Source organism: Streptomyces sp. 549 (assembly GCF_030124175.1).
Classification (GTDB): domain Bacteria; phylum Actinomycetota; class Actinomycetes; order Streptomycetales; family Streptomycetaceae; genus Streptomyces.
Genome location: NZ_JASKMT010000010.1, coordinates 167,703 through 189,394, shown reverse-complemented (window position 1 = coordinate 189,394; position 21,692 = coordinate 167,703). Strand labels below are relative to the sequence as shown.

The window sequence follows — 21,692 nt, the reverse complement described above, 5'->3', positions numbered from 1 at the left end:
GCCAGCGATCAGTCACACGATCGAGCGATCACGAACCGAGGAAGATCGGACTTAACGTCCACTCATACTGCGAGGCCGAGCTCACCCGAGGATGCCACGGTCGTAGGCCGCCGCCACCGCAGCCGCGCGGTCCTTCACGGCCAACTTGCCGTACAGATGGGTCAGATGGGTTTTAACCGTCGCCTCACTGATGAAGAGTTCCCGGGCGATCTCGCGGTTCGACGTGCCCTTGGCGACTAGTCCGAGCACCTCGCGCTCGCGGGCCGAGAGCACCTCGCCCGCGGGCACGGCTGGCTTCCGGACGGCGGAGACGAGGCGGGACGCGACGGCGGGCGACAGGACGGTACGGCCCTGGGCGGCGGCCCGGGCCGCCGCGAACAACTCCTCACGGGGTGCGTCCTTGAGGAGATAACCGGTGGCGCCCGCCTCGATCGCAGGGATCGTGTCGGAGTCCGTGTCGTACGTGGTGAGGACGAGGACCTTGGCACGGGCGCCGCGCCGGGTGAGCTCGGCGATGGCCTCCACCCCGCTGCCGGCCGGCATGCGCAGGTCCATGAGGACGACATCCGGGTCGAGGCGCAGCGCGGATTCGACTCCCTCGACACCGCCGGCGGCCTCGCCGAGCACGTCGAAGCCGGGATCGGAGGCGAACATGCCGCGCAGACCGTCCCGTACGACTGGGTGGTCGTCGACGATCAGCAAGCTGATGATGCGGTCAGTCATGGCGCACCAACGGTACGCGAGCACTGATCGCGGTGCCCTGGCCGGCTTCCGACTCGACGGCGAAGGTGCCCGCGATGCGTTCGGCGCGGACACGCATCCCGTCGAGGCCGAAGCCGCCGGTGCCGGTGCGCGGTGGCACGGCGAGGGGGTCGAAGCCGCGCCCGTCGTCCCGTACATCCAAGGTGACTTCATCCTCCATATACGAGAGGGTGACGCCCGCGCGGGTGGCGCGGCCGTGCTTGGCCGCGTTGGCGAGGGCCTCCTGCGCGATCCGCAGGAGGGTGACGGCGACTTCTTCGTGCAGCGGCTCCTCGGTCCCGGTGACGGTGAAGCGTGTGGTGACACCGGTGCGTTCGGACCATTCGGTGACGGTCTTCTTCAGTGCCTCGGGGAGCATGTCGTGCTCGAGGGCGGCCGGAGAGAGGTTCTGTACGGAGCGCCGGGCCTCTCCCAGCGAGTGGCGGGCCAGCGCCTGGGCGCGGTCCAGGTGCTCACGAGCCAGGGCCCGGTCGGTGGCGGAGGCGACCACCTGGAGCTGGGCGATGATGCCGGTCAGGCCCTGGGCGATGGTGTCGTGTATCTCGGCGGCGAGACGGTGACGCTCGTCGGCGACGCCCGCCTCCCTCGCCTGGATGACGAGTTGGGCATGCAGGGCGGCATTCTCGTCGAGGGCCTTCTCCAGGGCGGTGATGGTCTCGGCGCGCTCGGTGGCCTTCTCGGCCTCCTTGGCGCCGAGGTGGTTGAGGCCGATGAAGAGCGCCGTGTTGAGAACGAACATCGCCCCGAAGGCAACCCAGTTCATCAGCGAGGCGGGTGGCAGGCCGCCGGACTGGGAGCCCGCCGTGATGACAGCGGTGACCACGAGCCCGGCCCGGGCAGCGCGCGGCGACAGCAAGTGCCCGGCGTCGAAACAGCCGAGGCACGCGTAGATGGCGAAGAAGGGGTTGAGCCAGGTGAGGACGAAGGCGAGGGCGGTGCGCAGCACGAAGTAGACGCGTCCCGCAGTGGTGCCCGCAGGTAGCACCCGGGCTCCGATGCCCATATCGGCGATTGCCACTCCGACGAGGTACTCGGCCAGGGTGCGTTCGTCGGCTGAGTCCGCCGCCAGCAGCCGTGGTACGGCCCAGGTCCACCACGCCTGGAGGGCCAGCGCGCCAAGAAGGAGGGCCCCTGCGGCGTACATCTCCCGCCGGGTCATCACCAGGTCTGCGGCCGCGGCCCCGGTGAGCATGGCGAGGCCCAGCAGGGCGTAGGGGCCGTACCGGAAGAACTGCGCCCAGCGCTCCTCGACCGTCGTCCTCATGTGTGCCCTACTCCCACTTGAACCAGCGCCGGGCTGCGGCGATCAGCAGGACCGCCCACAGCGCCATGACCCCAAAGTGCGTCCAGCTCGGCCAATCTCCCGCAGCGGCCTGGTCGAGGGCTTGCGCGGCGGCGCCCAGGGGCGTCAGTTCCACGATGCGCTGGAGTGCGTCGGGCATGGCCGAGACCGGCAGCCAGACACCGGCGGTGAACATCGCGGGGAAGAACACCAACGAGCCTACCGCCTGGGTGATCTTCGTTGTGCGGCTGACGGCGGAGACGGTGCCGCCGATCGCCAGGGTGGCCAGTGTGGCGAGCACGAAGGCTGTCAAGTACCCGGGGAAGTGGCGAGGCAGGGCCACGTCGAACACGATCCGGCCCACGGCAAGGGCGAGCAACGCGGAGAGGACCACGGCGGCGCCGTGCAACGCGATCTGTGCACCGATGAGGGAGCCCGGCCGCACGGGTGTGGTGGACATGCGGCGCAGGATGCCTCGCTCGCGGTAGCCGGTCAGGACGGGCGGCATGGCCTGGATACCGGACATGATCACGGCGAGCAGAACGGCGACGGGGACGTACAGGTCCACGGCGCGCAGGCCGTCCAGATCGGCCGAGGGTTCCCGGAAGGACGGGATGGAGCCCAGGATGCACAGCAGGACTGTGGGAAAGGCGAGGACCCAGAAGAGGGAGGCGGGTTCGCGCAAGAAGAGACGTGCTTCGGCCTTGAGGACGGCGGTAGCGCTGCCCTTGACGGCAGTCGGGCGGGTGTGGGTGATGGTGGTCATGCGTCCGTTCCCGTCAGGTCGAGGTAGGCGTCGTCCAAAGTGGCCTCCGCGACACGGAGTTGGTGGGCGGTGATGCCCTGCCCGGCGAGCAGCGAGAGCACGGCGTTGACGGTCTCGTCGGTGCCGTTGACGACGACCCGGCCGTTCTTCTCCCTCACGGATGCGACCGAGGGCAGGGCCGCCAGCTGCCGCGTGTCCAGCGCGGCGGAGGGCTTGAAGGAGATCGCCGTGCTGCTCGCGGTCCGCCCGATCAGCCCGGCCGGGGTGTCCAGTGCGGTGATCCGGCCCTGGTCGATCAGGGCGATCCGGTCGCACAGACGCTCGGCTTCCTCCATGAAGTGCGTGACCAGCAGTACGGTGACACCGCTGGCGCGTACCTCCTCGATGAGCTGCCAGGTGTCGCGGCGGGCGCGCGGGTCGAGCCCGGTGGTCAGCTCGTCCAGTACGACGATACTGGGCTGGCCGATCAGGGCGAGCGCGATGAACAGGCGCTGCTTTCCTGCCCCCGTAAGCCTTGTGCAGGCCGCTGACTTCGATGATTGCCATGCACAAGAGCGTGTCGTGGCAGGGCAGGCTCGGACATCGGCCATCCCGCTCGAAGAAGCATCAGCCGATCGGTTGATGGCGGGGTACGACCTGGTAGGGACGGCGCGGCGATCATCGTGAATGCTGCTGACCTCCGCGTACGTGCTCGCTCTGCGAGTCACCAACACTGGCTGAGTACGAGACAGCGCATTCGTTCGGTGTACCCGATCCTGGCAGTCTTCACCGTGCTCACGTTTCTCTGGGGCGCGCTGTGTTGAGGCGTCTGATCAGTTGGCGGTTGGCGGCTCGCGCGGCCTGGAGTTCCTCGTCGCATTCTTCGAGCTGTCCGGTCAGGTCGACTACCTGTTGTTCCAGGGCAGTGATCCGGCTCTGGAGCTGTTGGATGTCGTCGGGGGCGCCAAGGCCGGACTTGCGCTCGGGTGTCGCCGTCCATGCAGGCCCGGATCTTGTCTTCGTCCAGGCGTGCCCAGTACGGGAACGATGCGCGGTCGCGGCCGTGCAGGCGGGGCCGGACGACCAGGAGCAGCAGCACGGCGGCCGTGCCCAGCGTAGAGAGCTCCGGCTCAGACGTGCCTCGCGCCTAGTCGCGGTTGGCGACCACCAGGTATCCATCGCTCTCGGGGTCGAAGGTGGTGGACTGCACCGTGAGCCCGACGCTCCGCAACTGCGCCACGAGGTCCTCGTACCGGTAGGGCCAGATGGACAACCGCTCCGAGCAGGCTCGCACTGCCCCATCCGGCTCGATCTGGGCGACCACGATCTCGAGGAAGTGTTCCTGCTCCCAGCGCTGCTCGATCTGCCAGTAGTAGCTGACGACCGCATCGCGGTCGTTGCGGCGGATGAGTCGATCGCGGACGTCTACTCGTGAGCCGGCGGAGCGCACGAGCTCCCAGTTGCGTGAGTGGAGCACAAGGCGTCCGCCCGGCTTCAGCAGCCGCGACATCGCTTCCAGTGCGGTCAGGCGCCCGGCTGCGCCCTTGGCGTGCCCGAGCGAATTGCCGACGCAGAGCACCAGATCGAACGTGGAGTCCTCCAGGTGGTCGGGCAGCTCGTCCCAACTCGCGCGGAGGGCTCGAAGCGAGACACCCTGCTCGTTGGTGACCTTCTCGGTCCGGCGAACCATCCCATCACTGGCGTCTGCGGCGACCACGTCAAGGCCAAGACTCGCGAGACCGACGGCGAGCTGGCCGGTTCCACACGCGCAGTCGAGGACGCGTGCGTTGGGCGGCAGAGAGCCCACGACATCGCTGTAGTAAACCGCGGCTGCCTTGGCGGGGGTCAATCTGTCGTCCCCGATCAGCCACTCGTATACGTCGGAAAGCGCCCCATAACCAGCCACCGCGATAACCTCCATCACTCGACGACGCGCGGGCTAGACCGTCCTGCGATTCGGGCCTTGCGCCACGCACTGTGCCGGGCCGTGTCAGCGAAGCATTGAGCAGGACCCAACCACTTCCGGCCGCTGAGACTCCACCGGATTTCGTGGGAAACCGCGACACGCCGCACCGACGCAGGTCCCCACTCCACCGGCGCCCCATCGGCCACGATGGGGACCGCAGCCGGCAAGCGCGCGTTCACTGCGGAGCGCTTTTAGGCACAGCCATCCAAACTGATTGCCGAAACGCCGCGTCCGGATGAAGGACCGCCAGCGGGGCGGTGAGCGTCTGCAAGGGGAACTGGCGGGAGACGCGGGCGGGGTTGGTGTGGAACATGGCCCGCGACTGGATGTACTGGGCTTTGCCGTCGGCGAGGTAGAACAGGCCGCCGGTCTCGGAGCCGTCCGGGAACCGCTCGGGCAGCGGTGCCAGCCGGAACTCAGGGGTGCGTGAGCCCAGCGACATGATGTCGACGTCGGAGCGGGCGGTGCGGAACAAGGCGATGTTCCCGGACTGGAGCATGTCGCGAATGGCGTTCGCGCTGCTGTCCGACCCGAGGGAGTCGAGGTTGGGGATCTGGACCCACACCCGTGCCGCGATGCCGGCGGCGCGGGAGAGGCGGCCGACGCTGGAGACCGATCGCAGCAGCGGTTTGACGTGGTCGGCCTGCGGGTCCTTGAGGATCATTTCGTTGAACTCGTCCCAGGTCACGACCATCGGGGCGAACGGGTCGCCGGGCACGAAGAACGCGCGGCCCTGCTCGGTGAACCCTTCCGCGTCCAGCCACTGCATCTTCATCTGCTCGGCGTAGCGGTACTCGCTGACCTGGTTGGCGGCCTGGCCCATGAGCATCGCGCCGAACGCGGACTTCACCAGCCAGTCCAGGTCCCCCAGCCAGGGGGCGTAGCCGGCGCCGCCCTTGCCGTCAGCGAGCCAGGAGATGAACTCGTTGGCCCGCTGGGCGATCTGCAGGTCCTCCTCCAGGCTAGTCTTTCCGGCGCCGGTGGTGCCGGAGCCGAAGGCGTGGACCGCGGAGGCGGAAGGCCGCCCGGACAGGCCGCGGCGGGTGGGGTCGAACTTCAGCAGCCGCCACTTCGCCGGGTTGCTGTAGATGTCCTTGCCGACCGTGATGTAGCCCTGGTCGTCCATCACCAGCGCGTCCAGGTCGAGCGGGACGCCGTCTTGGAGGGGGTTGCTGGACATCTCGTTGACCTCGATCCGGCGGGCGTCGAGCACCCGCAGGTGGAGGCGGGAGACGGTGTCCACTCCTTCCATGTCCAGGGCCTGGGCGATGCTGCGCGGCTGCACCTCGGCGACCGAGGCACCGCGGCGCGGCATGAGGAGCTTGAAGCGGCGGCCGAACTCGGTGGCTTCCACGTCGTAGAGGCGGCTGCCGTTGTAGGGGGTGTACTCCTGCCAGACCGCCGGCAGGTCCTCGGGGTCCAGCTCGCTGGTCTGCGCGGTGCGCAGCCGGACGGTGAGCTTGGCGCGGCCGGCCGGCATGTCGTCGGGCCGGTAGATGTTCACCGCCCGCGGCGGCACGTCGAACGCGATCGACACCGCGTCCTGGTCGACGGCCACGGCCGGTCTGGCGGTGGTGGAGACGATGACGGCGGACAGCTTGTCCTCGTCCAGATGGACGCTGACGAGCTTGGAGGCGGGCAGCGAGCCACGCTCGCACGCGATCCACTCCGCCCACCGGCCCAGATACCAGTCCGCGCTCGCCCGCGGCGCCTTCGCCTCCGCCGGGTTGGCAGGGTCGGGCCGGTGCCACACCTGCGCGCCCCAGCCGGCCGCCGCCGAAGCGACGGCCAGGTGGGCCCACCAGGGCCCGTCGGCGAACCCGGTCGCGGGAATCACCGCCAAGGGTCCGGCGCGCAGCGCCATCTCGGTCACCGTGTACCGGCGCCACCAGCCGCGCTCCCAGTCCGGCAGGACCCGCTGCCAGGCGGCGCGCAGCATCTCACAGCGGGCACGGCGGGCCTCGGCCGTGGCTTCCCGCACGAGCGCGGGCCGCTGCTCGTGCCCGTACCAGCCCTCCGCGATCGAAACGACCGGGACGAGGAGGCCGTCCGCGCCGACCACCGGCGGAAGGCTGGGGTCGTGGGCGAGGCGGCGGCGCATGCGGCGCAGGGTGCGCCGGTAGCCGCGGCGGCTGGAGCGGCACGTCCACTCCCACGGCTCACCCTGCCCAGGCAGCCACCGCCACGGGCCGGGCACCATGCCCAGCGCCGCCCACCCGGCCGCCACGCCGCCCGCACCGAGCGCGGCGGCCAGCAGCTGCCCCTCGCTCAGCACGCCGGGAGCGAAGCCCAGCGCGGCACCGGCGTACAGGCCGGGGGAACGCTGAAGTTCAGCGGCCCGCGCCCGGAACCCGGTCAGCTCCTGCTTGGTGTCGTCCTTGGCTGCGGTCTGGGCCGGGGTTGTCTTCGCCATCGCGGGCCTTCTCCTCCCGTTCGAAGTGACAGAGCAAAAGGGGGAAGGCCGGGGCCGCTCGGTGCGGCCCCGGCCTTCCCTCCGGGTGGGTGGTGCGTGCCTCAGCGGCGCTGGATGAACGCGCGGTCGGCCATCTCCACGGTGTGGGTGCGGTTGGCCTCCGCCATGCGGCTGTGCTGCGCCTGCGTCTCGCCGTCCAGGCCCTGCGCCGCGCTCGACAGGGAGTCGGAGGCGGACACGATCTGGCCGACGTTGCCCGCCATGGCGTTCGACAGAGTCGAGATCTCCATGTAGGCGGTGGTGGTGGGCTCGTCCACGTTCAGGACGGTCATCGCCTCGGACAGGTACCGGGCCGAAGCGGCCCGCTCGCTGAAGCGGCTCTCCAGCCGCTCGACCGCGGAACGGGTGCGCGCGGCACGCACCCCGTACGCCGCGGCCCTCGCCAGGACACCGACGTAGGAGACGACCGAAGTGGCCTTGGCTTGACTCTGTCGGGGATCTTGGAGTTTCCCAGTGGCCCAGCATGATCAGCGGGCATGCTCGGGTGGTTCCGATGACCGATGCAGCTGTTGAGGTGCCCGTTGTCCCTGCGCCCGCGTTCCGGTGAGCAAGTCCCTTCTCTGACCGCGCAGATCGCGCGGGCGAGCAATCCGGGCGGTACGACGGCGATATGGGTACGCGACCGCCTCGATGGGCTGTGGTGCGACGAGGACTTCGCCGACTGGTACCCACGGGATGGGCGCCCGGGGCTCTCGCCTGCTCAACTGGCCACCGTCTGTGTGCTGCAGTTCCTGCTCGGCCTGTCGGACCGGCAGGCCGCCGAGGCAGTCCGCTGTCGCATCGACTTCAAGTACGCCATGGCGATGGAACTGGACGATCCCGGGTTTCATCACAGCGTGCTGGCCGACTTCCGCGACCGTCTCGCCGAAGGCGACCGCGCTGACCGCCTCCTCGACCTCGTGCTGGCCCGTCTCAAGGAGGCCGGCCTGGTGCGCGAGCGCACCACGCAGCGCACCGACTCCACCCACGTCCTGGCCGCGGTGCGTGACCTGACCCGCCTGGAGCTGGTCACCGAGGCGGTCCGCGCCGCACTCGAAGAAGTCGCCGGTATGTCCCCTCACCTGCTGGACGAGCTGGTCGATGAGGAGTGGGGCCGCCGCTACGGTCGGCCGGTCCGCCTGGGCAAGAACCCCACCAAGCCCACGACCAGGATCCTGACCACCGGGAACGATGCTGTCCGGCTCCTGGAACACCTCTACCGGCACGAAACAGGCCGCACGTCCGGCCCTCGCGTCCAGGCCCTGCGCCAGATCATGGTGCAGAACTACCACCGTGACCAGGCAGGCCGGCTGCGCTGGCGCACCGCCGAGAAGGAAGGCGGACCCGGGCTGCCGCCCTCGTCCCGGGCGATTGTCTCTCCCTACGACACCTCGGCCCGCTACGCGAGGCACGGGCACATCATCAGCTGGAAGGGATTTGCCGCCCATCTGACGGAGACCTGTGCTCCCGACGACCCCAACGTGATCACGGATGTGGCCACCACCGCGGCCACCACCCACGACAGTCAGGTCCTGCCCGCCATCCCCACCCGTCTGGCGCGGCGCGGGCTGCTGCCCGCCGAGCACCTGGTCGACGCCGGCTACACGTCCCTGCCCCACCTGGAACAAGCCACCCGTGAACACCAGGTCACCGTCTCCGGACCGCTGCGGAGCAACCCCACCCGCCAACACCGGCAGAACCAGGGCTTCGCCCGGGACGACTTCCACATCGACTACGACCGTCAGCAGGTCACGTGTCCCCAGGGCCAGGTCAGTGCGGGCTGGCACGGCCCTTACCCGACCTCGTCACCCACCGCGGCCCCGCTGATCGTGGCCAGGTTCACCAAGAGTCAGTGCCGTCCCTGCCCGGCCCGCACTCAGTGCACCTCCACCGCGGACAGTGCCCGAACCGTGGGCTTTCCCCCGCAAGAACTCCATGACCTGCAACTTCGCGTCCGAGCGGAGCAACAGACGCCCGAGTGGAAGACCCGCTATGCGGTCCGCTCTGGAATGGAGGGCACGGTCAACGAGTTTGCCCACGGACACGGAATGCGGCGCTGCCGCTACCGAGGACAGGGGAAGGCCCACATCCAGCACGTTCTGACGGCCATTGCCGTCAACATCGAGCGCCTCAGCGGACTGCCACCGGCCGAAGAAACACCCACGTCCCGCCGACCGACTGCCTTCCAGCACTACCTCGACCAGCGCGAGATACCCCGGCCGAAGTCCTGGCGAGCCCTGGGAACCTGACCGGGACCTTCAAGATCCCCGACAGAGTCAAGGTGAGTAGCTGTTGTCGTACCGAGTGTTCTCGGTGATCCCGGAAAGGGAGCTGCGGAGATGGTCGCCGCGACGATCCGCATGCTCTTCGCCCAACCACCGCCGAAGCGGTCCGGGCCGGCCCATCTCGACACCGTCGCGGACATGCTCGGCGAGCAGTTCCCCCAGTCGAAGAGATGCTTCTCGACGCGAAGGAGGACCTGACCGCGTTCGCGCAACTTCCCCCACCAGCGCTCGAAGTAGATCCAGTCGACCAACTCGCTCGGGCGACCGAGCCGGGAGGTCAAGCGCCGTTCCGAACAACACCACCTGCCTGCCCGACACCGCCGAATGATCAACTACACCACATCCAGGGACACGACCATCCGCCGCTGCCCCAACTCCCAATAGCACCGCAGATCTTCCAACGGCGCGGGGTCTCTCAGCCTCCAGATTTGCCGGTCTGAGCGGCCAGGGCGGCGCAGAGCCAGTCGTGCACGGCGCCGGGTGTCGGTTGCGACGGGCCGGAGAGTTCCGCGACGAGCCGCCAGTAGCGGTCGATCCGGGGGTCCGCGGCGAGCAGGCGGCTGAGTCGGTGGCGGAAGACGGGAGTGTCTCGCGCACCGCACGATCCGGCGTGGGCCGAGACGAAGCAGTCGAGGGCTTCACCCTCGCTCGGTGGGCGACCTGCTCGCAGCAACGGCGATGACAGCGCGTGTGCCTCGCTGAGGCCGGCGTAGAGCAGGGCCGGGCGGTGGCCGCCGTCAAGGCGGTGCGCGGCCGGCTGGCAGTGGTCGGCGCCGGGGTGGGTGGTGGAGGTGAGGACGTGCAACCGGGCGAAGGCCAGAACCTGGGCGGGGGTCGGGTCCGCGGGGGGCTGTGGGACGGCCTGGTCGATGACGGCGGAGACGATCCGGGTCGGCAGGCGTACGGGCAGCCATCGCCGCCAGAAGCGCACCAGCGTGTCGGTGTTGGGCGGGGTGGCCACGGCGCCGATGAGGCGCAGACGCTCCGCGCGCTGCCCCGGAGCGCAGTCGTGCAGCAACTGGAGGGCGGCCTCCCGCCAGCGCAACGCCGCCAGCTTGGAGCCCACCTCCTGCAGTTGCTCGGCGACGACGCCCTCCAACGCGTCATCCCGGTCGAGGACTCTGCCGACGTCCGGGACCGGCAGGTCGAGGGAACGCAGGGAGCGGATCAGACGGAGCCGGTCGAGCGCGTCCGCACCGTACCGTCGGTGCCCGCCCGCGCTACGGGCGGTTTCCGGCAGCAGACCGCGGTCCGAATAGAAGCGGACCGTCTTGACGGTGACTCCCGCATGCCTCGCGAGTTCGCCGATGCTCCACGTGCCGTCGGGCGACAAGGCGCGCACCTCCCAGTGTGTCGAGGCGCCCCTCGGGGACCGTCGTCTCTGTCGCAGGGCCTCGGGCGTCCCTGGGGCTGTGGGCCGCCCCGGAGTCCTTGAACCTCCCGCAGGGGGAGTTCCTAACGTAGCGGCGAGTGCGGGCCGCCGGTACGGCCGGCCCGCGGACCAGGGCGTGCGAGGAGGCGTGCATGACAACATTCGTGCTGGTGGCGGACACGTTCACAGGCGGGTGGATCTGGCGGGAAGTGCTGCCCCGGCTGCGGGAGTCAGGGGCCGAGGCCCACCCGGTGACGCTCACCGGCCTGGGCGAGCGCCGCCATCTGGGCGGCCCCGAAACGGACTTGGAAACGCACATCCAGGACCTTTTGCAGGTTCTCGACCACATTGACGCTCCGGAAGTGGTGGTCGTCGGCCACGGCTACGGCATCCACCCGGTGCTCGGGGCCGCCGGTCGGCGCCCGGATCGCATCGCCCGAATCGTTCACCTGGACGCGGGCCTGCCCCGTGACGGCGACCCGGCCCTCGCGCTGGTGCCCGACAAGAGGATCCGCGACCAGTTGCGGCACCGAGGTGAGCAGGCCGGTCAGCACCGGCGCGTTCCTCCGCCGACCAGGGAGCAGTGGCAGCGCTGGGGCAGCACCGTCGGCGTGACCGCAGACGCGCTGGCTCGTCTGGACCGCCTTGCCGCACCGCACCCGTTGGGCACGCTCACCCAGCCGCTCCGGCTCTCCGGCGCGGCCGCCGGGCTGCCGGTCACCGGCGTGCTGTGCACCGCCAACGGATCGAGCATCGCCGCGGTAGAGGCACTGGTGGGGTTCGGGGAACCACGCCTTCAGGCACTGACGGACCCCGGGGTGAGCTTCTTCGAACTCGGCACCGGACACTGGCCGATGCTCTCCGTGCCCACTGAATTGGCCGACGTCCTTCTCCGGGCTGCCGCAGGAGAAGGACACCGACTGGCTGCGGCGGCCGGCGAGCAACCCGCCCATCTCCGCCCCTTCCTCGTGGACCTCGCGGAAGGGAAGCGCGACCGGTTGGGAAACGTCGACCTCCACCTGCCTGATGCCGAGTCCCCGCGCCCTGCGGTGGTGTTCGTCCACGGCGGTCCTGTGCCCGCCGATGTGCGGCCGACACCCCGGGACTGGCCCGTCTTCACCGGTTACGGCCGGTACGTGGCGAGCCTGGGTGCGGTCGGTGCCACGGTGGACCACCGCCTCCACACCCTCGACGACCATGCGCGTGCTGCCGAGGACGTCTCCGAAGCGGTCGCGCTCGTCCGCGCTGATCCGCGCGTCGACGGGCAGCGCGTCGCCCTGTGGTTCTTCTCCGGCGGAGGGCTGCTGTCGGCGGACTGGCTCGCCGCACCGCCGCCCTGGCTGCGGTGCGTGGCAGCGACGTACCCCGTGCTCGAACCGCTGCCGAGCTGGGGGCTCTCCGGCTCCCGGTTCCACCCCGCGGCCTCGGTACGCGACGCAGGCCGGCTACCGATCGTGCTGACCCGGGTCGGGCTGGAGCGCCCTGAGATCGCCGTGACGGTCGACAGGTTCCTGACCGCGGCCGCGGAGTGCGGGGCCGATGTGGAGGTGATCGAGGTACCGGACGGGCAGCACGGGTTCGAGACGGTCAACCACACCGAGCAGTCCCGCACCGCCCTGGAGCATGCGGTGCGATCCGTGCTGGAGCATCTGCGCGAGCGGTGATGCTGAACCGGACCGTCCGCCGGTGAAGCAGTACGGGGCGCCTGGCCCGGCACTGCTCCCGGTCGGGCGACGCAGTCCCTGGGTTGCCCGGCACCGCGACATGCCCTTCCCGCCTGCCCGGATGCTGTGCGTGGCACCTCCTCGGGCTGCTACCTGTGCTCCGTGAGCACGCGGGCAGCGGGGCGGGGTCCGATGTACGGGCGTCAGGCCATGGCGGCCGCCTGCTTGGCGTAGTCGGCCATGCCGGTCCAGTCGAGGGCGACACACGCCTCGTCGCCGACCACCCAGGCGTCATGCCCAGGGTCGACCTCCATGAAGTCGCCAGGACCGAACTCGGCCTCTTCGCCGTTGTCCATGACGATCTTCAGCCTTCCGGTGACGCAGTAGCCGGTGTGGGCCGCCTGGCAGCTGTCCGTGCCGGCCATCGGCTTGACGTGCTTCGACCATTGCCACCCCGGCTCGAACACCGCACGGCCCACTGGCCCGTGGTCGGTTTCGATCAGGTCCAGGTGTCCCTTGTGGTCGTCGAAGGGACGGACCTCGTCAGCCGAGTCGAAGTTCCTCTTGACGATTGTCATGATCATCCGCCTCCCGGCGGAATGCTGCAGTCCCGAGTCCACCTCAAAGAATACGCCTCGGCTCGCGGGCCTGCCCACCTTTCATGGCCCGCCGGCATCAGCGGTCCGGGGGCTCGTACCCCGCTGATCTCTCAAGGCGGAAGGCTCAGGATGTGGGTGCCTTCACGGAAGGTGCCGCCCCGGAGGGTGAGCGGACGGGGTGGGTGCGGCAGCGCCTATGCGGCGAGCCCTGCGGGTTCGCCCAGGCAGGAGGCAGCCGTCTGCCATGCGGCGGTCACCGCGGCGTGGGCCCGGGTCGTTCGTACGACGCGGTCGCCGGTCAGTTGCAGCGGCGTGCCCACGTGCACGTGCAGGTCCGGGCGGCGCAGGGGCGATGTGAGCAGGCCGGCGACCTGCTTTACGGCGCTGCCCGAGGTGACCCGGCGGGCGCCGGCCTGCCCCACGGGCACAACAGGGGCTCCGGTTCGCTCGGCCAACCGGGCCAGACCACTGTGGAAGGTGCCGGGTGCCGCCTCTCCGGCGTCCTTCCGGCGGGGCAGACGCCCTTCTGCGTAGATGAGGACCAGACGCCCCTGCTCCAGGGCTGCTGCCGCAAGGTCCAGCGCCCCCGAATCGCGCCGGTCCCCACGGAACACGGGGATGTGCCCTTCGCGTGCGAGGAGGCCGCCCAGCAGCGGGACACGCCACAGGCCGGCAGCCGCCATGATGACCGGCTCGACACCGAGGCGGTGCAGCGCGGCGAGCACGACGGCGGGGTCGGCGAGGGAAGTGTGGTTGGCAGCGATGATGCTGCCCGGCGCCAGATCGGCACAGGGATCAGTGGTCACCGCCAGGCGCCCGACTGTGGGCACCAGGATGTCGGCGATGCGGCTGAGCATGGGCGTGCTCCCGGTCTCGGCGATGTCGACCTTCATCGTCGAGGACCGACACCGGCCGGACCTGAGTTGTCGTACCTATCTTCTCCGCGGACCTGCCCAGGGGAACGGCTTGCGCCTGAATGTGCTGCCGCTGTCGTCGAGCGCCCCATGCCCCCGCGGTACCACCGCCGTGTCGCCGCCGCCCTGCAGACACTGGTCGTGGAAGTCGTCCCGGTACTGCAGTTCCCGACGAGCCGCCACGGCTTTGACGAGCATTCCTCACCAGGCAGGAGAATGCTGCGTGCCAGCCCACGACCGCGCCAGGAATCGGGTTCCGCCGGTGGCAGCACCCAGGGGGCCATGTTGGCGCCACGGGTGCCAGATCTGACCCCAGTAGGAGCGCTCACGCGTCCAGGACACCACAGGCGGCTCGACTGCATCACATTGTTCGTGCAGGTGAAGACAGTCATACCTGAGCCCGCTCCCCCACGGCACCACAAGGGCTTGCACGTGGTGCCAATCTGATGCCATCATGGCGTCATGGACCTCACCCCGTATGTCGACACCCTTCGCCGCGAGCTTGCGGTGGCCGCCGAGGCCGGCGGCAAGGAAGCCCGCGAACTGGCCGACAGACTCACCGCTCCACTGGAGTCGGCGACCCGGTTGACCATGCTCAACGTGCTCTCCGCCGCGATGGACGAGATCACCCGCGACCTCGCTCCGGGCTCGGTCGACGTACGACTGCGGGGGCTCGACCCCGACTTCGTGGTGACGCCGCCGCCCCCCGACGGCGGTGGGCAGGCTCAGCCCGCCGCACCTGTCGAGACCCTCAAGGCCCACGTCCCGGCTGACGGCGACGAGGGCGGCACCGCCCGTGTCAACCTGCGCCTGCCGGCCCACCTCAAGGCCCGCGCCGAGGAGGCCGCGAGCCGCGAAGGGCTGTCGGTCAACGCCTGGCTGGTGCGCGCCGTGTCCGCCGCGGTCGACGCCGGCAGCCGGCCGCGCGCGACGGAGAAAGCGCAGTCCCTGGGGCAGAGCTTCACGGGCTGGGTGCGTTAGCCGCGCCCCGCCGCTCCACCACACCCGCACCACTTCACCCACACCACGTCCCACCAGCGGGACGCCCTGAAGACCCAGGAGGACGGGACAGTCATGCCTACTTTCGAAACCCCCGAACCGATCTCGGCCACGGCTCACGTGGAGGCCGGTTCCATCCTGTTCACGGCGGGCGACCGCCCCGAAACCGTCGTCGAGGTGCGGCCGCGCGACCCGAAGCGGGACCAGGACGTACGAGCGGCCGACCAGACCGAGGTGACGTACACAAACAAGGCCCTGACGGTCAGGACGCCCAAGCAGCGCTACCTCGTCGGGCGCACCGGCACCGTCGACGTGACGGTGGAACTCCCCTCGGGATCGCAACTCGACGTGACGGGCGCCTGGGCGCAGGTACTCGGCGAGGGCCGACTCGGCGAGGTTCGGGTGAAGACCTCCTCCGGTGACGTCCGCCTCGACACGACCGGCCCGCTGAACCTGACCGCGTCCCACGGTTCGATCACCGTCGACCGCGTTGACGGAACAGCCGAGATCACCACCAGTTCCGGCAGCCTGCGCGTCGGCACCGTCGGCGGTTCCGCCGTGCTGAAGAACTCGCACGGCACCACGACCGTGGGTGCCGCGACCGGCGACCTGCGGGTGAGCGGCTCCAACGGTGACATCGACGTAGCGCGCGCCGAGGGCTCCGTGGTCGCCACCACCGCGCACGGCACCCTGCGCGTCGCCGACGTCGCCCGCGGCACCGTGCAGTTGACAACCTCCTACGGTGCCATCGAGGTCGGCATCCGCGAGGGCACCGCCGCCTGGCTCGACGTCCGTTCCGGCCATGGGCAGGTGCGCAACACGCTCACCACCTCCGAGACGCCCGAGAAGAGCGAGGACACCGTCGAGGTGCGCGCCCGGACCCGCTTCGGCAACATCGACGTGCGCCGCGCGCGGCCCTGAAGGTCAGGCATGCGCTTCGGGCCTGAACGTCGGGACTGAGCGCCGAATCCGAACTGCGGGGCCGGGCGACTGGCCTGCGCCCCTCCATCTCAGCCTTCCCAAGGGGGACCCCATGCGTTCTTCTGTCATGCCCACCTCATACCGGAAGGATGCGCGGCCTCCTGCTGCCGTGTCCGCGGTCGGTCTGCGCAAGTCCTACGGCGATCAGGCCGTTCTCGACGGCGTCGACCTGCGCGTTCCGGCCGGGACCGTGTTCGCGCTGCTCGGGCCCAACGGCGCCGGCAAAACCACCGCGGTGAAGATCCTCTCCACGCTGATCAGTGCCGACGCCGGTGACGTGCAGGTCGGCGGGCACGACCTGGCCACCGACCCGCAGGCGGTGCGTGCGGCGATCGGCGTCACCGGGCAGTTCTCCGCGGTCGACGGGCTGATCACCGGCGAGGAGAACATGCTCCTCATGGCCGACCTGCACCACCTCCCCCGCCGTGAGGGTCGCCGGACCACAGCCGAGCTACTGGCGCGCTTCGACCTCGCAGACGTCGCGGAGAAACCCGCCTCCACCTACTCCGGCGGCATGAAGCGCCGACTGGACCTCGCCATGACACTCGTCGGCGATCCGCGCATCATCTTCCTCGACGAACCGACGACCGGCCTCGACCCCCGTGCAAGGCACAGTATGTGGCAGGTCATCCGCGCACTCGTCTCCGAAGGCGTCACCGTCCTTCTCACCACCCAGTACCTGGAGGAGGCCGACCAACTGGCCGATCGCATCGCAGTACTCCACGGCGGCACGATCGCCGCGGAGGGAAGCGCGGAGGAGCTGAAGCGGCTCGTCCCGGGCGGGCACGTGCGGCTGCGGTTCACCGATCCGGCCGGCTACCGCGCCGCCGCGGACGCGCTGCGGGGGGCGGCGCTGGACGACGGCTCCCTGGCGCTGCGGATCCCCAGCGACGGCACGCAGCGCGAGCTGCGCTCCCTCCTCGACTGGCTGGACTCGACCGGCATCGAGGCGGACGAGCTGACCGTGCACACCCCGGACCTCGACGACGTCTTCCTCTCCCTGACCGGTGGCACCAACGAGCCCTCCGAGGAGGCTGTCCGATGAGTTCCCTCTCCCTCGCCGTGCGCGACTCGTCCACGATGTTGCGCCGCAACCTCCTGCACGCACGGCGCTACCCCTCGCTCACCCTGAACCTCCTCCTCACGCCGATCGTCCTGCTGCTGCTGTTCGTCTACGTCTTCGGCGACGTGCTGAGCGCGGGCATCAACGGCGGCGGAGCGGGACGCTCCGCGTACATCGCCTACCTCGTGCCGGGCATCGTGCTGATGACCATCGGCGGCACCGTGGTCGGGACCGCGGTGTCCGTCTCCAACGACATGACCGAGGGCATCATCGCCCGCTTCCGCACGATGGCTATTCACCGCGGGTCCGTGCTGATCGGGCACGTCGTCGGCAGTGTGCTGCAGTCGATCATGAGCGTCGTCCTTGTGGGTGTCGTGGCCGTGGCCATCGGCTTCCGGTCCACCGACGCGACGGCACTGGAGTGGCTGGCGGCGTTCGGGCTGATCGCGCTGGTCGCCATGGCTCTGACCTGGATCGCCGTCGGGATGGGCCTGGTCAGCCCCAACTCGGAGGCGGCCAGCAACAACGCCCTGCCGCTGATCGTCCTGCCGCTCATCTCGAGCGCCTTCGTCCCCGTCGACGCGATGCCGGGCTGGTTCCAGCCGATCGCCGAGTACCAGCCGTTCACCCCGGCCATCGAGACCCTGCGCGGCCTGCTGCTCGGCAGCGAGATCGGCCACAACGGGTGGCTCGCTGTCGCCTGGTGCCTGGGCCTCACCGTACTCGGCTACCTCTGGTCGAAGGCTGTCTTCCAGCGCGATCCGAAGTAGCCGGAACGCACACCGTACCGCCCTTCGGTAGAACGACCAGCCGGAGGGCGGCGCGGTGTGCGCTCCTCGTCCACGGCGGGGAGCCCGCCGGCCGCGCGGGTCGGGGCCGGCTCAGACGAACAGCGGAAAGCGCGGGGCGTCCTCCCCCAGGGCCGCGCGGTCTGCTGCCGACAGGGCGGCACGACCGGTGGCGGCACGGGCGTAGTGGGCGTCGTCCCAGGCGGAGGGCGCCGGGCGGCCGAGGAGGCCGTCCAGGGTGCGGCGCACCTCCGCCAGCCCTTCGCGGCAGGGGCCCGGAGTGCCCGGCAGGGAGGCCTGCAGATCCAGGTGGTGGATGGTCGCCTCAACGGCGAGGGTGCGCAGCAGGTCCCCCGCGGTGAGCGAGTGCCCCTGGGTGGCCACGGGGATCTCCGGGGCGACCCGCTCCGCGGCGTGACGCAGCGCGGCGAAGGTCTCCAGGCACTCGTCGCGGAGGTCTGAGTAGGAAGGGAGCAGGGTCGTGGCCGCCCGGGGCAGTGCTGTGCTGTCGGAAGCGGCGGCGGGGTCCGGTCGCCAGTCCCGCCAGTAGGTGACGGCGTCGCGATCGGGTTCGCGCCTGGTCGGCGTGTGCAGCGCCACCAGACCGCGCCGCGCGTCGCCCAGGCAGTGGTACACCAGGTCGCGCACCGACCATCCCGCGCAGGCGCTCGGGAGCCCTGAGCGGCCCTCGTCCACGTGGGCCACCACGTCTTCGAACGCCCGGTACGCGGCGCTCAGCACGCCGATGGGAGGTACGCCGACGGGACTGCTGATCTCGACCTCGCGGCTCATGCCTGCCCGTGTGCCCGGTGGCCGGCCCCGCATGCGGCGGAGGCCGGCTTGCGGGCCGGTGCTGCAGGGCGCGGCTCAGCGTTGGCGGAGGTGGTCGCGCAGCGTCCTGGCGACTTCGGCCATCAGGGCCTCGGCGCCCGGCTGGTGGCCCGCCGGGACGAGTGACTCGGTGAGCGCGGCCACCGCGAAGGCCTGACCGTCGGCGTGTTCGACGACACCGATCTCGTGGCGGAGGTTGAGCAGGGTCCCGGTCTTGGAGGACCAGGCGGAGGCGTCGGAGGTGAAGTCGGGGGCGAGCCGCTGGCGCAGGAGGTTGTGGGCCATGAGGGTGCGCACCCGCTCGGCCACAGCGAGGGGGACGGACGACGGCCGCCACAGGGCCTGGAGCAGGTCGACGTGGGCGTGGGCGCTGCCGGCGTTGGCGCGGGTGGTGTCGAGCTGGGGCACGCGGTGCCCTCGGCCGCTGGTGCCCGCGTCGATGGCCAGGGCGTACGCCAGGTGGGCCTGTTCGGTGTCGAACAGCTCGACGGGTGTCTCGGACAGTTCCTGCACGGTGTGCCGCACCGCGATGCCCTCGATGCCCAGGTCGCGCAGGACGCCCGCCACCTCGGTGGGCGGGGTGAGCTCGAACAGGGCGTCGGCGGCTGTCTGGTCGCTGAGGCAGGTGCTGAGGTAGAGCAGGTCGTCGACGGCGATCCGGACGGGGTGGCGGAACCTGCTCAGTCCGGTCGGCCCCGGTGAGGTGACCTGCCCCGGGGCCACCTCCAGCATGGTGGCGCCGTCGAGGTCTCCCCGGTGGATGCGCATGACGGTGGCGAGGGCCAGCGGGACCTTCACCAGGGAGGCGGTCGGCATCGGGGTGTGCGGTTCGATGCCCACCTCCTCGCCGGTGTGGAGGTCCCGCACGAGGAAGCACCCGCGCAGTCCGCCCTCGCGCAGGCGGTCGCGGGCGTCGCGGAGCAGCGCTTCGGTGTTCACCGTGTCCCTCGTTCGTCTTCGGATGCGGTGCCGGCCCGGTCTGCCGGGCGACGGCGGGTGCGGCCAGGGCTGGTGCGGTCGGGGTGGCCGAGGCAGCGGGCGAGTGCCGGGCCCAGGCGGGAGCGCAGCAGGCCGGCGTTGCCGTTCGCGGCGGCCACCAGGGCGAATCCGCGGGTGAGGGTGGTTTCGCCCAGCGGCCGCCAGTGCAGCCCCAGTTCCTCGGCCTGGCCCGCCGAGCACAGCAGCACGTCGGAGGAGCACAGCACCTCCGCGACGGCCGTCGTGAGGTCGGCGGCGACGGTGAGCTGTGCGGGGCGCAGCCCCACCGCGTCGCGGAGCCGGGTCAGCGGATCGCGGATGTGCGGCACGTCGTCCTCAGGCTGCAGCCAGATGCGGCGGGGGCGGCCGGTGCCGCCTCGGCGCGGACGCAGCGTCTCGACGAAGAACCGCCTCCCGTCCGGGACGCGGGTGCCGGCCAGGCCGAGTGGGAGCGACCAGGTCGCCTCGTCGGGCGGTACCGCGAGCAGCGCGGCACGGACCTGCTGCGAGTGGAGCAGGTGCACCCGTTCAGCCGGGGCGGTGACGACGCTCAGATCCAGGTTGACGCCGTGCCGCCGGGCGTCGGCCACCAGGCGGGCGAGGTCCGCGGTGGCGCAGATGCCCGGCATCGCCAGGCGCCACGGCTTCTGCCTGGCCGTCTCCGCCTCGTGCTGGAGCACGTCGGCGGCGGTCACCAACCGGCGGGCGGCGGTCAGCATGTCGCGGCCGAAGGGGGTGAGGACCGCACGGCGGGACGTCCGCTCGAACAGCGGCTCGCCGAAGCGCTCCTCCAGCGCGGCGACGCGGCGGCTGGCCACCGGCTGGGACATGCCCGCCGCGGCGGCGCCCACGGTGAAACTGCCGCGTTCGCTCACGCTCACGAACGCCCGACACGCTCCGACCAGGTCCACACCCGCACCCTATGCCGTTTCCGCATGGAGTCGGGCTTGGGAGTATTGGACGGCATGAGTCGGGATGGGGAGAGTGATCCGGTCAGCGTTCACGCCCACCGCGGCGCCCAGTCCGCGGCGGCCTTCCCGGAGGTTTCGACCATGCAGCACACCCGCGCGAGGCGCGTCGCCCTCGGCTCTCTTGCCGGACTCCTCCTCGTCCCTCTGGTGGCCTGCGGGCAGGGCACCGCCCCGGCGTCCGCGGCTCCTCCCTCGTCGTCCCCGGCGACATCGCTGGTCGCCACCTCCAGCAACGCGTCGTACACCCGGGAGTTCAAGAAGCTGGAGAAGAAGTTCGACGCACGGCTGGGGGTGTACGCCCTCAACACCGGCACGGGGAGGGAGATCGCGCACAACGACGGCCGGCGGTTTCCCTACGCCTCCACCTTCAAGGCCCTGGCGGCCGGAGCGGTGCTGAAGAAGTACACGTCGGCGGGCATGGACAAGGTCGTGCACTACAGCCGCGCGGACCTTGTCGAACACTCCCCCGTCACCGAGAAGCACGTCGAGACCGGGATGACGCTGTCGGAGCTGTGCGACGCGGCGGTCCGCTACAGCGACAACACCGCCGGCAACCTGCTGTTCGACGCGCTCGGCGGGCCCGAGGGCCTGCAGACCGACCTCAGGGCGCTCGGCGACGACGTCACCCGCATGGAGCGCCGCGAGACCGAGTTGAACATCTGGGATCCCCGCAACCCCCGTGACACCAGTTCCCCGCGCGCGCTCGCCGAGAGCCTGGAGAAGTACGTGCTCGGTGACGTGCTCGGCAAGGAGGAGCGCCGGCAGCTGAGGACCTGGCTGCGGACGAACACCACCGGTGACGAGTTGATCCGGGCGGGTGTGCCCGGCGACTGGGTGGTCGGCGACAAGACGGGCGCGGGAAGCAACTACGGTTCGCGCAACGACATCGCGGTGGTGTGGCCGCGCGACGGGGCGCCCATGGTGATGTCCGTCATGTCCCATCGCCGTGACAAGGACGCCGACTACGACAACGCGCTGATCGCCGAGGCGGCGTCGGTGGTGGCCCGGCACCTGTCGTAGCGACTCCCGGTGCGGTGCCG

General features: G+C 70.5%; 19 protein-coding genes and 2 pseudogenes. 8 read left to right on the top strand and 13 right to left on the bottom strand.

Going from position 1 to position 21,692, the window contains the following annotated elements:
• Window positions 1–81: 81 nt before the first annotated feature.
• The 7 genes and pseudogenes from QNO07_RS14585 to QNO07_RS14550 all read right to left on the bottom strand — a co-directional run bounded on the left by QNO07_RS14585 (window position 82) and on the right by QNO07_RS14550 (window position 7,590).
• Window positions 82–723 (bottom strand): response regulator, encoded by a 642-nt coding sequence (locus QNO07_RS14585; protein ID WP_283992408.1) that lies wholly within the window; start codon window positions 721–723, stop codon window positions 82–84.
• Window positions 716–2,026 (bottom strand): sensor histidine kinase, encoded by a 1,311-nt coding sequence (locus QNO07_RS14580; RefSeq protein ID WP_283992407.1) that lies wholly within the window; start codon window positions 2,024–2,026, stop codon window positions 716–718. Before QNO07_RS14580 ends, QNO07_RS14585 begins: the two co-directional genes overlap by 8 nt.
• Before the next feature lie 7 nt (window positions 2,027–2,033).
• The gene (locus QNO07_RS14575) at window positions 2,034–2,810 is read right to left on the bottom strand and encodes an ABC transporter permease (RefSeq protein ID WP_283992406.1); all 777 of its coding nucleotides are present in this window, start codon (window positions 2,808–2,810) and stop codon (window positions 2,034–2,036) included.
• A pseudogene (locus QNO07_RS14570) lies at window positions 2,807–3,325 on the bottom strand (AAA family ATPase); the annotation flags it as partial. The gene QNO07_RS14575 and the pseudogene QNO07_RS14570, both read right to left, overlap by 4 nt.
• Before the next feature lie 611 nt (window positions 3,326–3,936).
• Window positions 3,937–4,710 (bottom strand): class I SAM-dependent methyltransferase, encoded by a 774-nt coding sequence (locus QNO07_RS14560; protein WP_283992405.1) that lies wholly within the window; start codon window positions 4,708–4,710, stop codon window positions 3,937–3,939.
• Window positions 4,711–4,930: 220 nt separating this feature from the next.
• Window positions 4,931–7,168, bottom strand: a complete 2,238-nt coding sequence (locus tag QNO07_RS14555; protein ID WP_283992404.1) for a hypothetical protein — start codon at window positions 7,166–7,168, stop codon at window positions 4,931–4,933.
• 101 nt (window positions 7,169–7,269) lie between these two features.
• Window positions 7,270–7,590, bottom strand: coding sequence for a hypothetical protein (locus tag QNO07_RS14550; protein WP_283992403.1), 321 nt, complete (start codon window positions 7,588–7,590; stop codon window positions 7,270–7,272).
• 159 nt (window positions 7,591–7,749) lie between these two features.
• On the opposite strand from QNO07_RS14550, the gene QNO07_RS14545 reads away from it, so the two are divergent.
• Entirely contained in the window at window positions 7,750–9,456 is a 1,707-nt protein-coding gene (locus QNO07_RS14545) for an IS1182 family transposase (protein ID WP_283992402.1), read from the top strand.
• 55 nt (window positions 9,457–9,511) lie between these two features.
• Window positions 9,512–9,726, top strand: a pseudogene (locus tag QNO07_RS27695) (transposase); the annotation flags it as partial.
• Between the two features lie 181 nt (window positions 9,727–9,907).
• Here the strand turns inward: QNO07_RS27695 and QNO07_RS14540 are convergent.
• Window positions 9,908–10,825 carry a helix-turn-helix domain-containing protein gene (locus QNO07_RS14540; RefSeq protein ID WP_283992401.1) on the bottom strand — a complete coding sequence of 306 codons (918 nt, stop codon included), beginning with the start codon at window positions 10,823–10,825 and terminating at the stop codon, window positions 9,908–9,910.
• Window positions 10,826–11,016: 191 nt separating this feature from the next.
• Here QNO07_RS14540 and QNO07_RS14535 point away from each other — a divergent pair, with 191 nt between their 5' ends.
• Window positions 11,017–12,528, top strand: a complete 1,512-nt coding sequence (locus QNO07_RS14535) for a dienelactone hydrolase family protein (protein ID WP_283992400.1) — start codon at window positions 11,017–11,019, stop codon at window positions 12,526–12,528.
• Between the two features lie 203 nt (window positions 12,529–12,731).
• On the opposite strand, the gene QNO07_RS14530 is transcribed toward QNO07_RS14535, so the two are convergent.
• Window positions 12,732–13,106, bottom strand: a complete 375-nt coding sequence (locus QNO07_RS14530; protein ID WP_502961845.1) for a cupin domain-containing protein — start codon at window positions 13,104–13,106, stop codon at window positions 12,732–12,734.
• A 215-nt stretch (window positions 13,107–13,321) separates the two neighbouring features.
• Entirely contained in the window at window positions 13,322–13,984 is a 663-nt protein-coding gene (locus tag QNO07_RS14525) for a lysophospholipid acyltransferase family protein (RefSeq protein ID WP_283992419.1), read from the bottom strand.
• 519 nt (window positions 13,985–14,503) lie between these two features.
• Here QNO07_RS14525 and QNO07_RS14520 point away from each other — a divergent pair.
• From QNO07_RS14520 to QNO07_RS14505, 4 genes are all read left to right on the top strand, one after another.
• Complete coding sequence (locus QNO07_RS14520) at window positions 14,504–15,022, top strand: toxin-antitoxin system HicB family antitoxin (RefSeq protein WP_283992399.1); 519 nt, start codon at window positions 14,504–14,506, stop codon at window positions 15,020–15,022.
• A gap of 93 nt (window positions 15,023–15,115) precedes the next feature.
• Complete coding sequence (locus tag QNO07_RS14515; protein WP_283992398.1) at window positions 15,116–15,961, top strand: DUF4097 family beta strand repeat-containing protein; 846 nt, start codon at window positions 15,116–15,118, stop codon at window positions 15,959–15,961.
• 127 nt (window positions 15,962–16,088) lie between these two features.
• Window positions 16,089–17,066, top strand: a complete 978-nt coding sequence (locus QNO07_RS14510; protein ID WP_502961844.1) for an ATP-binding cassette domain-containing protein — start codon at window positions 16,089–16,091, stop codon at window positions 17,064–17,066.
• Window positions 17,063–17,854, top strand: a complete 792-nt coding sequence (locus tag QNO07_RS14505) for an ABC transporter permease (protein ID WP_283992396.1) — start codon at window positions 17,063–17,065, stop codon at window positions 17,852–17,854. Before QNO07_RS14510 ends, QNO07_RS14505 begins: the two co-directional genes overlap by 4 nt.
• Window positions 17,855–17,965: 111 nt before the next feature.
• Here the strand turns inward: QNO07_RS14505 and QNO07_RS14500 are convergent, their stop codons facing one another.
• The 3 genes from QNO07_RS14500 to QNO07_RS14490 form a co-directional block, all read right to left on the bottom strand.
• Window positions 17,966–18,664, bottom strand: coding sequence for a maleylpyruvate isomerase N-terminal domain-containing protein (locus QNO07_RS14500; protein ID WP_283992395.1), 699 nt, complete (start codon window positions 18,662–18,664; stop codon window positions 17,966–17,968).
• Window positions 18,665–18,739: 75 nt separating this feature from the next.
• Window positions 18,740–19,642 (bottom strand): serine hydrolase, encoded by a 903-nt coding sequence (locus QNO07_RS14495; protein WP_283992394.1) that lies wholly within the window; start codon window positions 19,640–19,642, stop codon window positions 18,740–18,742.
• Window positions 19,639–20,562, bottom strand: a complete 924-nt coding sequence (locus QNO07_RS14490) for a LysR family transcriptional regulator (RefSeq protein ID WP_502961843.1) — start codon at window positions 20,560–20,562, stop codon at window positions 19,639–19,641. Before QNO07_RS14490 ends, QNO07_RS14495 begins: the two co-directional genes overlap by 4 nt.
• Window positions 20,563–20,733: 171 nt before the next feature.
• On the opposite strand from QNO07_RS14490, the gene bla reads away from it, so the two are divergent.
• On the top strand, window positions 20,734–21,672 hold the full coding sequence (gene bla / locus QNO07_RS14485) for a class A beta-lactamase (RefSeq protein ID WP_283992392.1): 939 nt from the start codon (window positions 20,734–20,736) through the stop codon (window positions 21,670–21,672).
• The last annotated feature ends 20 nt before the right edge of the window (window positions 21,673–21,692 follow it).

Bases quoted from the DNA above. Each gene is read 5' to 3' on its own strand.
- QNO07_RS14500 (WP_283992395.1), bottom strand. From the start codon at position 18,664: ATGAGCCGCGAGGTCGAGATCAGCAGTCCCGTCGGCGTACCTCCCATC.
- QNO07_RS14575 (WP_283992406.1), bottom strand. From the start codon at position 2,810: ATGACCACCATCACCCACACCCGCCCGACTGCCGTCAAGGGCAGCGCT.
- QNO07_RS14510 (WP_502961844.1), top strand. From the start codon at position 16,089: ATGCCCACCTCATACCGGAAGGATGCGCGGCCTCCTGCTGCCGTGTCC.
- QNO07_RS14535 (WP_283992400.1), top strand. From the start codon at position 11,017: ATGACAACATTCGTGCTGGTGGCGGACACGTTCACAGGCGGGTGGATC.
- bla (WP_283992392.1), top strand. From the start codon at position 20,734: ATGCAGCACACCCGCGCGAGGCGCGTCGCCCTCGGCTCTCTTGCCGGA.
- QNO07_RS14530 (WP_502961845.1), bottom strand. From the start codon at position 13,106: ATGACAATCGTCAAGAGGAACTTCGACTCGGCTGACGAGGTCCGTCCC.
- QNO07_RS14525 (WP_283992419.1), bottom strand. From the start codon at position 13,984: ATGCTCAGCCGCATCGCCGACATCCTGGTGCCCACAGTCGGGCGCCTG.
- QNO07_RS14580 (WP_283992407.1), bottom strand. From the start codon at position 2,026: ATGAGGACGACGGTCGAGGAGCGCTGGGCGCAGTTCTTCCGGTACGGC.
- QNO07_RS14505 (WP_283992396.1), top strand. From the start codon at position 17,063: ATGAGTTCCCTCTCCCTCGCCGTGCGCGACTCGTCCACGATGTTGCGC.
- QNO07_RS14560 (WP_283992405.1), bottom strand. From the start codon at position 4,710: ATGGAGGTTATCGCGGTGGCTGGTTATGGGGCGCTTTCCGACGTATAC.
- QNO07_RS14585 (WP_283992408.1), bottom strand. From the start codon at position 723: ATGACTGACCGCATCATCAGCTTGCTGATCGTCGACGACCACCCAGTC.
- QNO07_RS14555 (WP_283992404.1), bottom strand. From the start codon at position 7,168: ATGGCGAAGACAACCCCGGCCCAGACCGCAGCCAAGGACGACACCAAG.
- QNO07_RS14520 (WP_283992399.1), top strand. From the start codon at position 14,504: ATGGACCTCACCCCGTATGTCGACACCCTTCGCCGCGAGCTTGCGGTG.
- QNO07_RS14515 (WP_283992398.1), top strand. From the start codon at position 15,116: ATGCCTACTTTCGAAACCCCCGAACCGATCTCGGCCACGGCTCACGTG.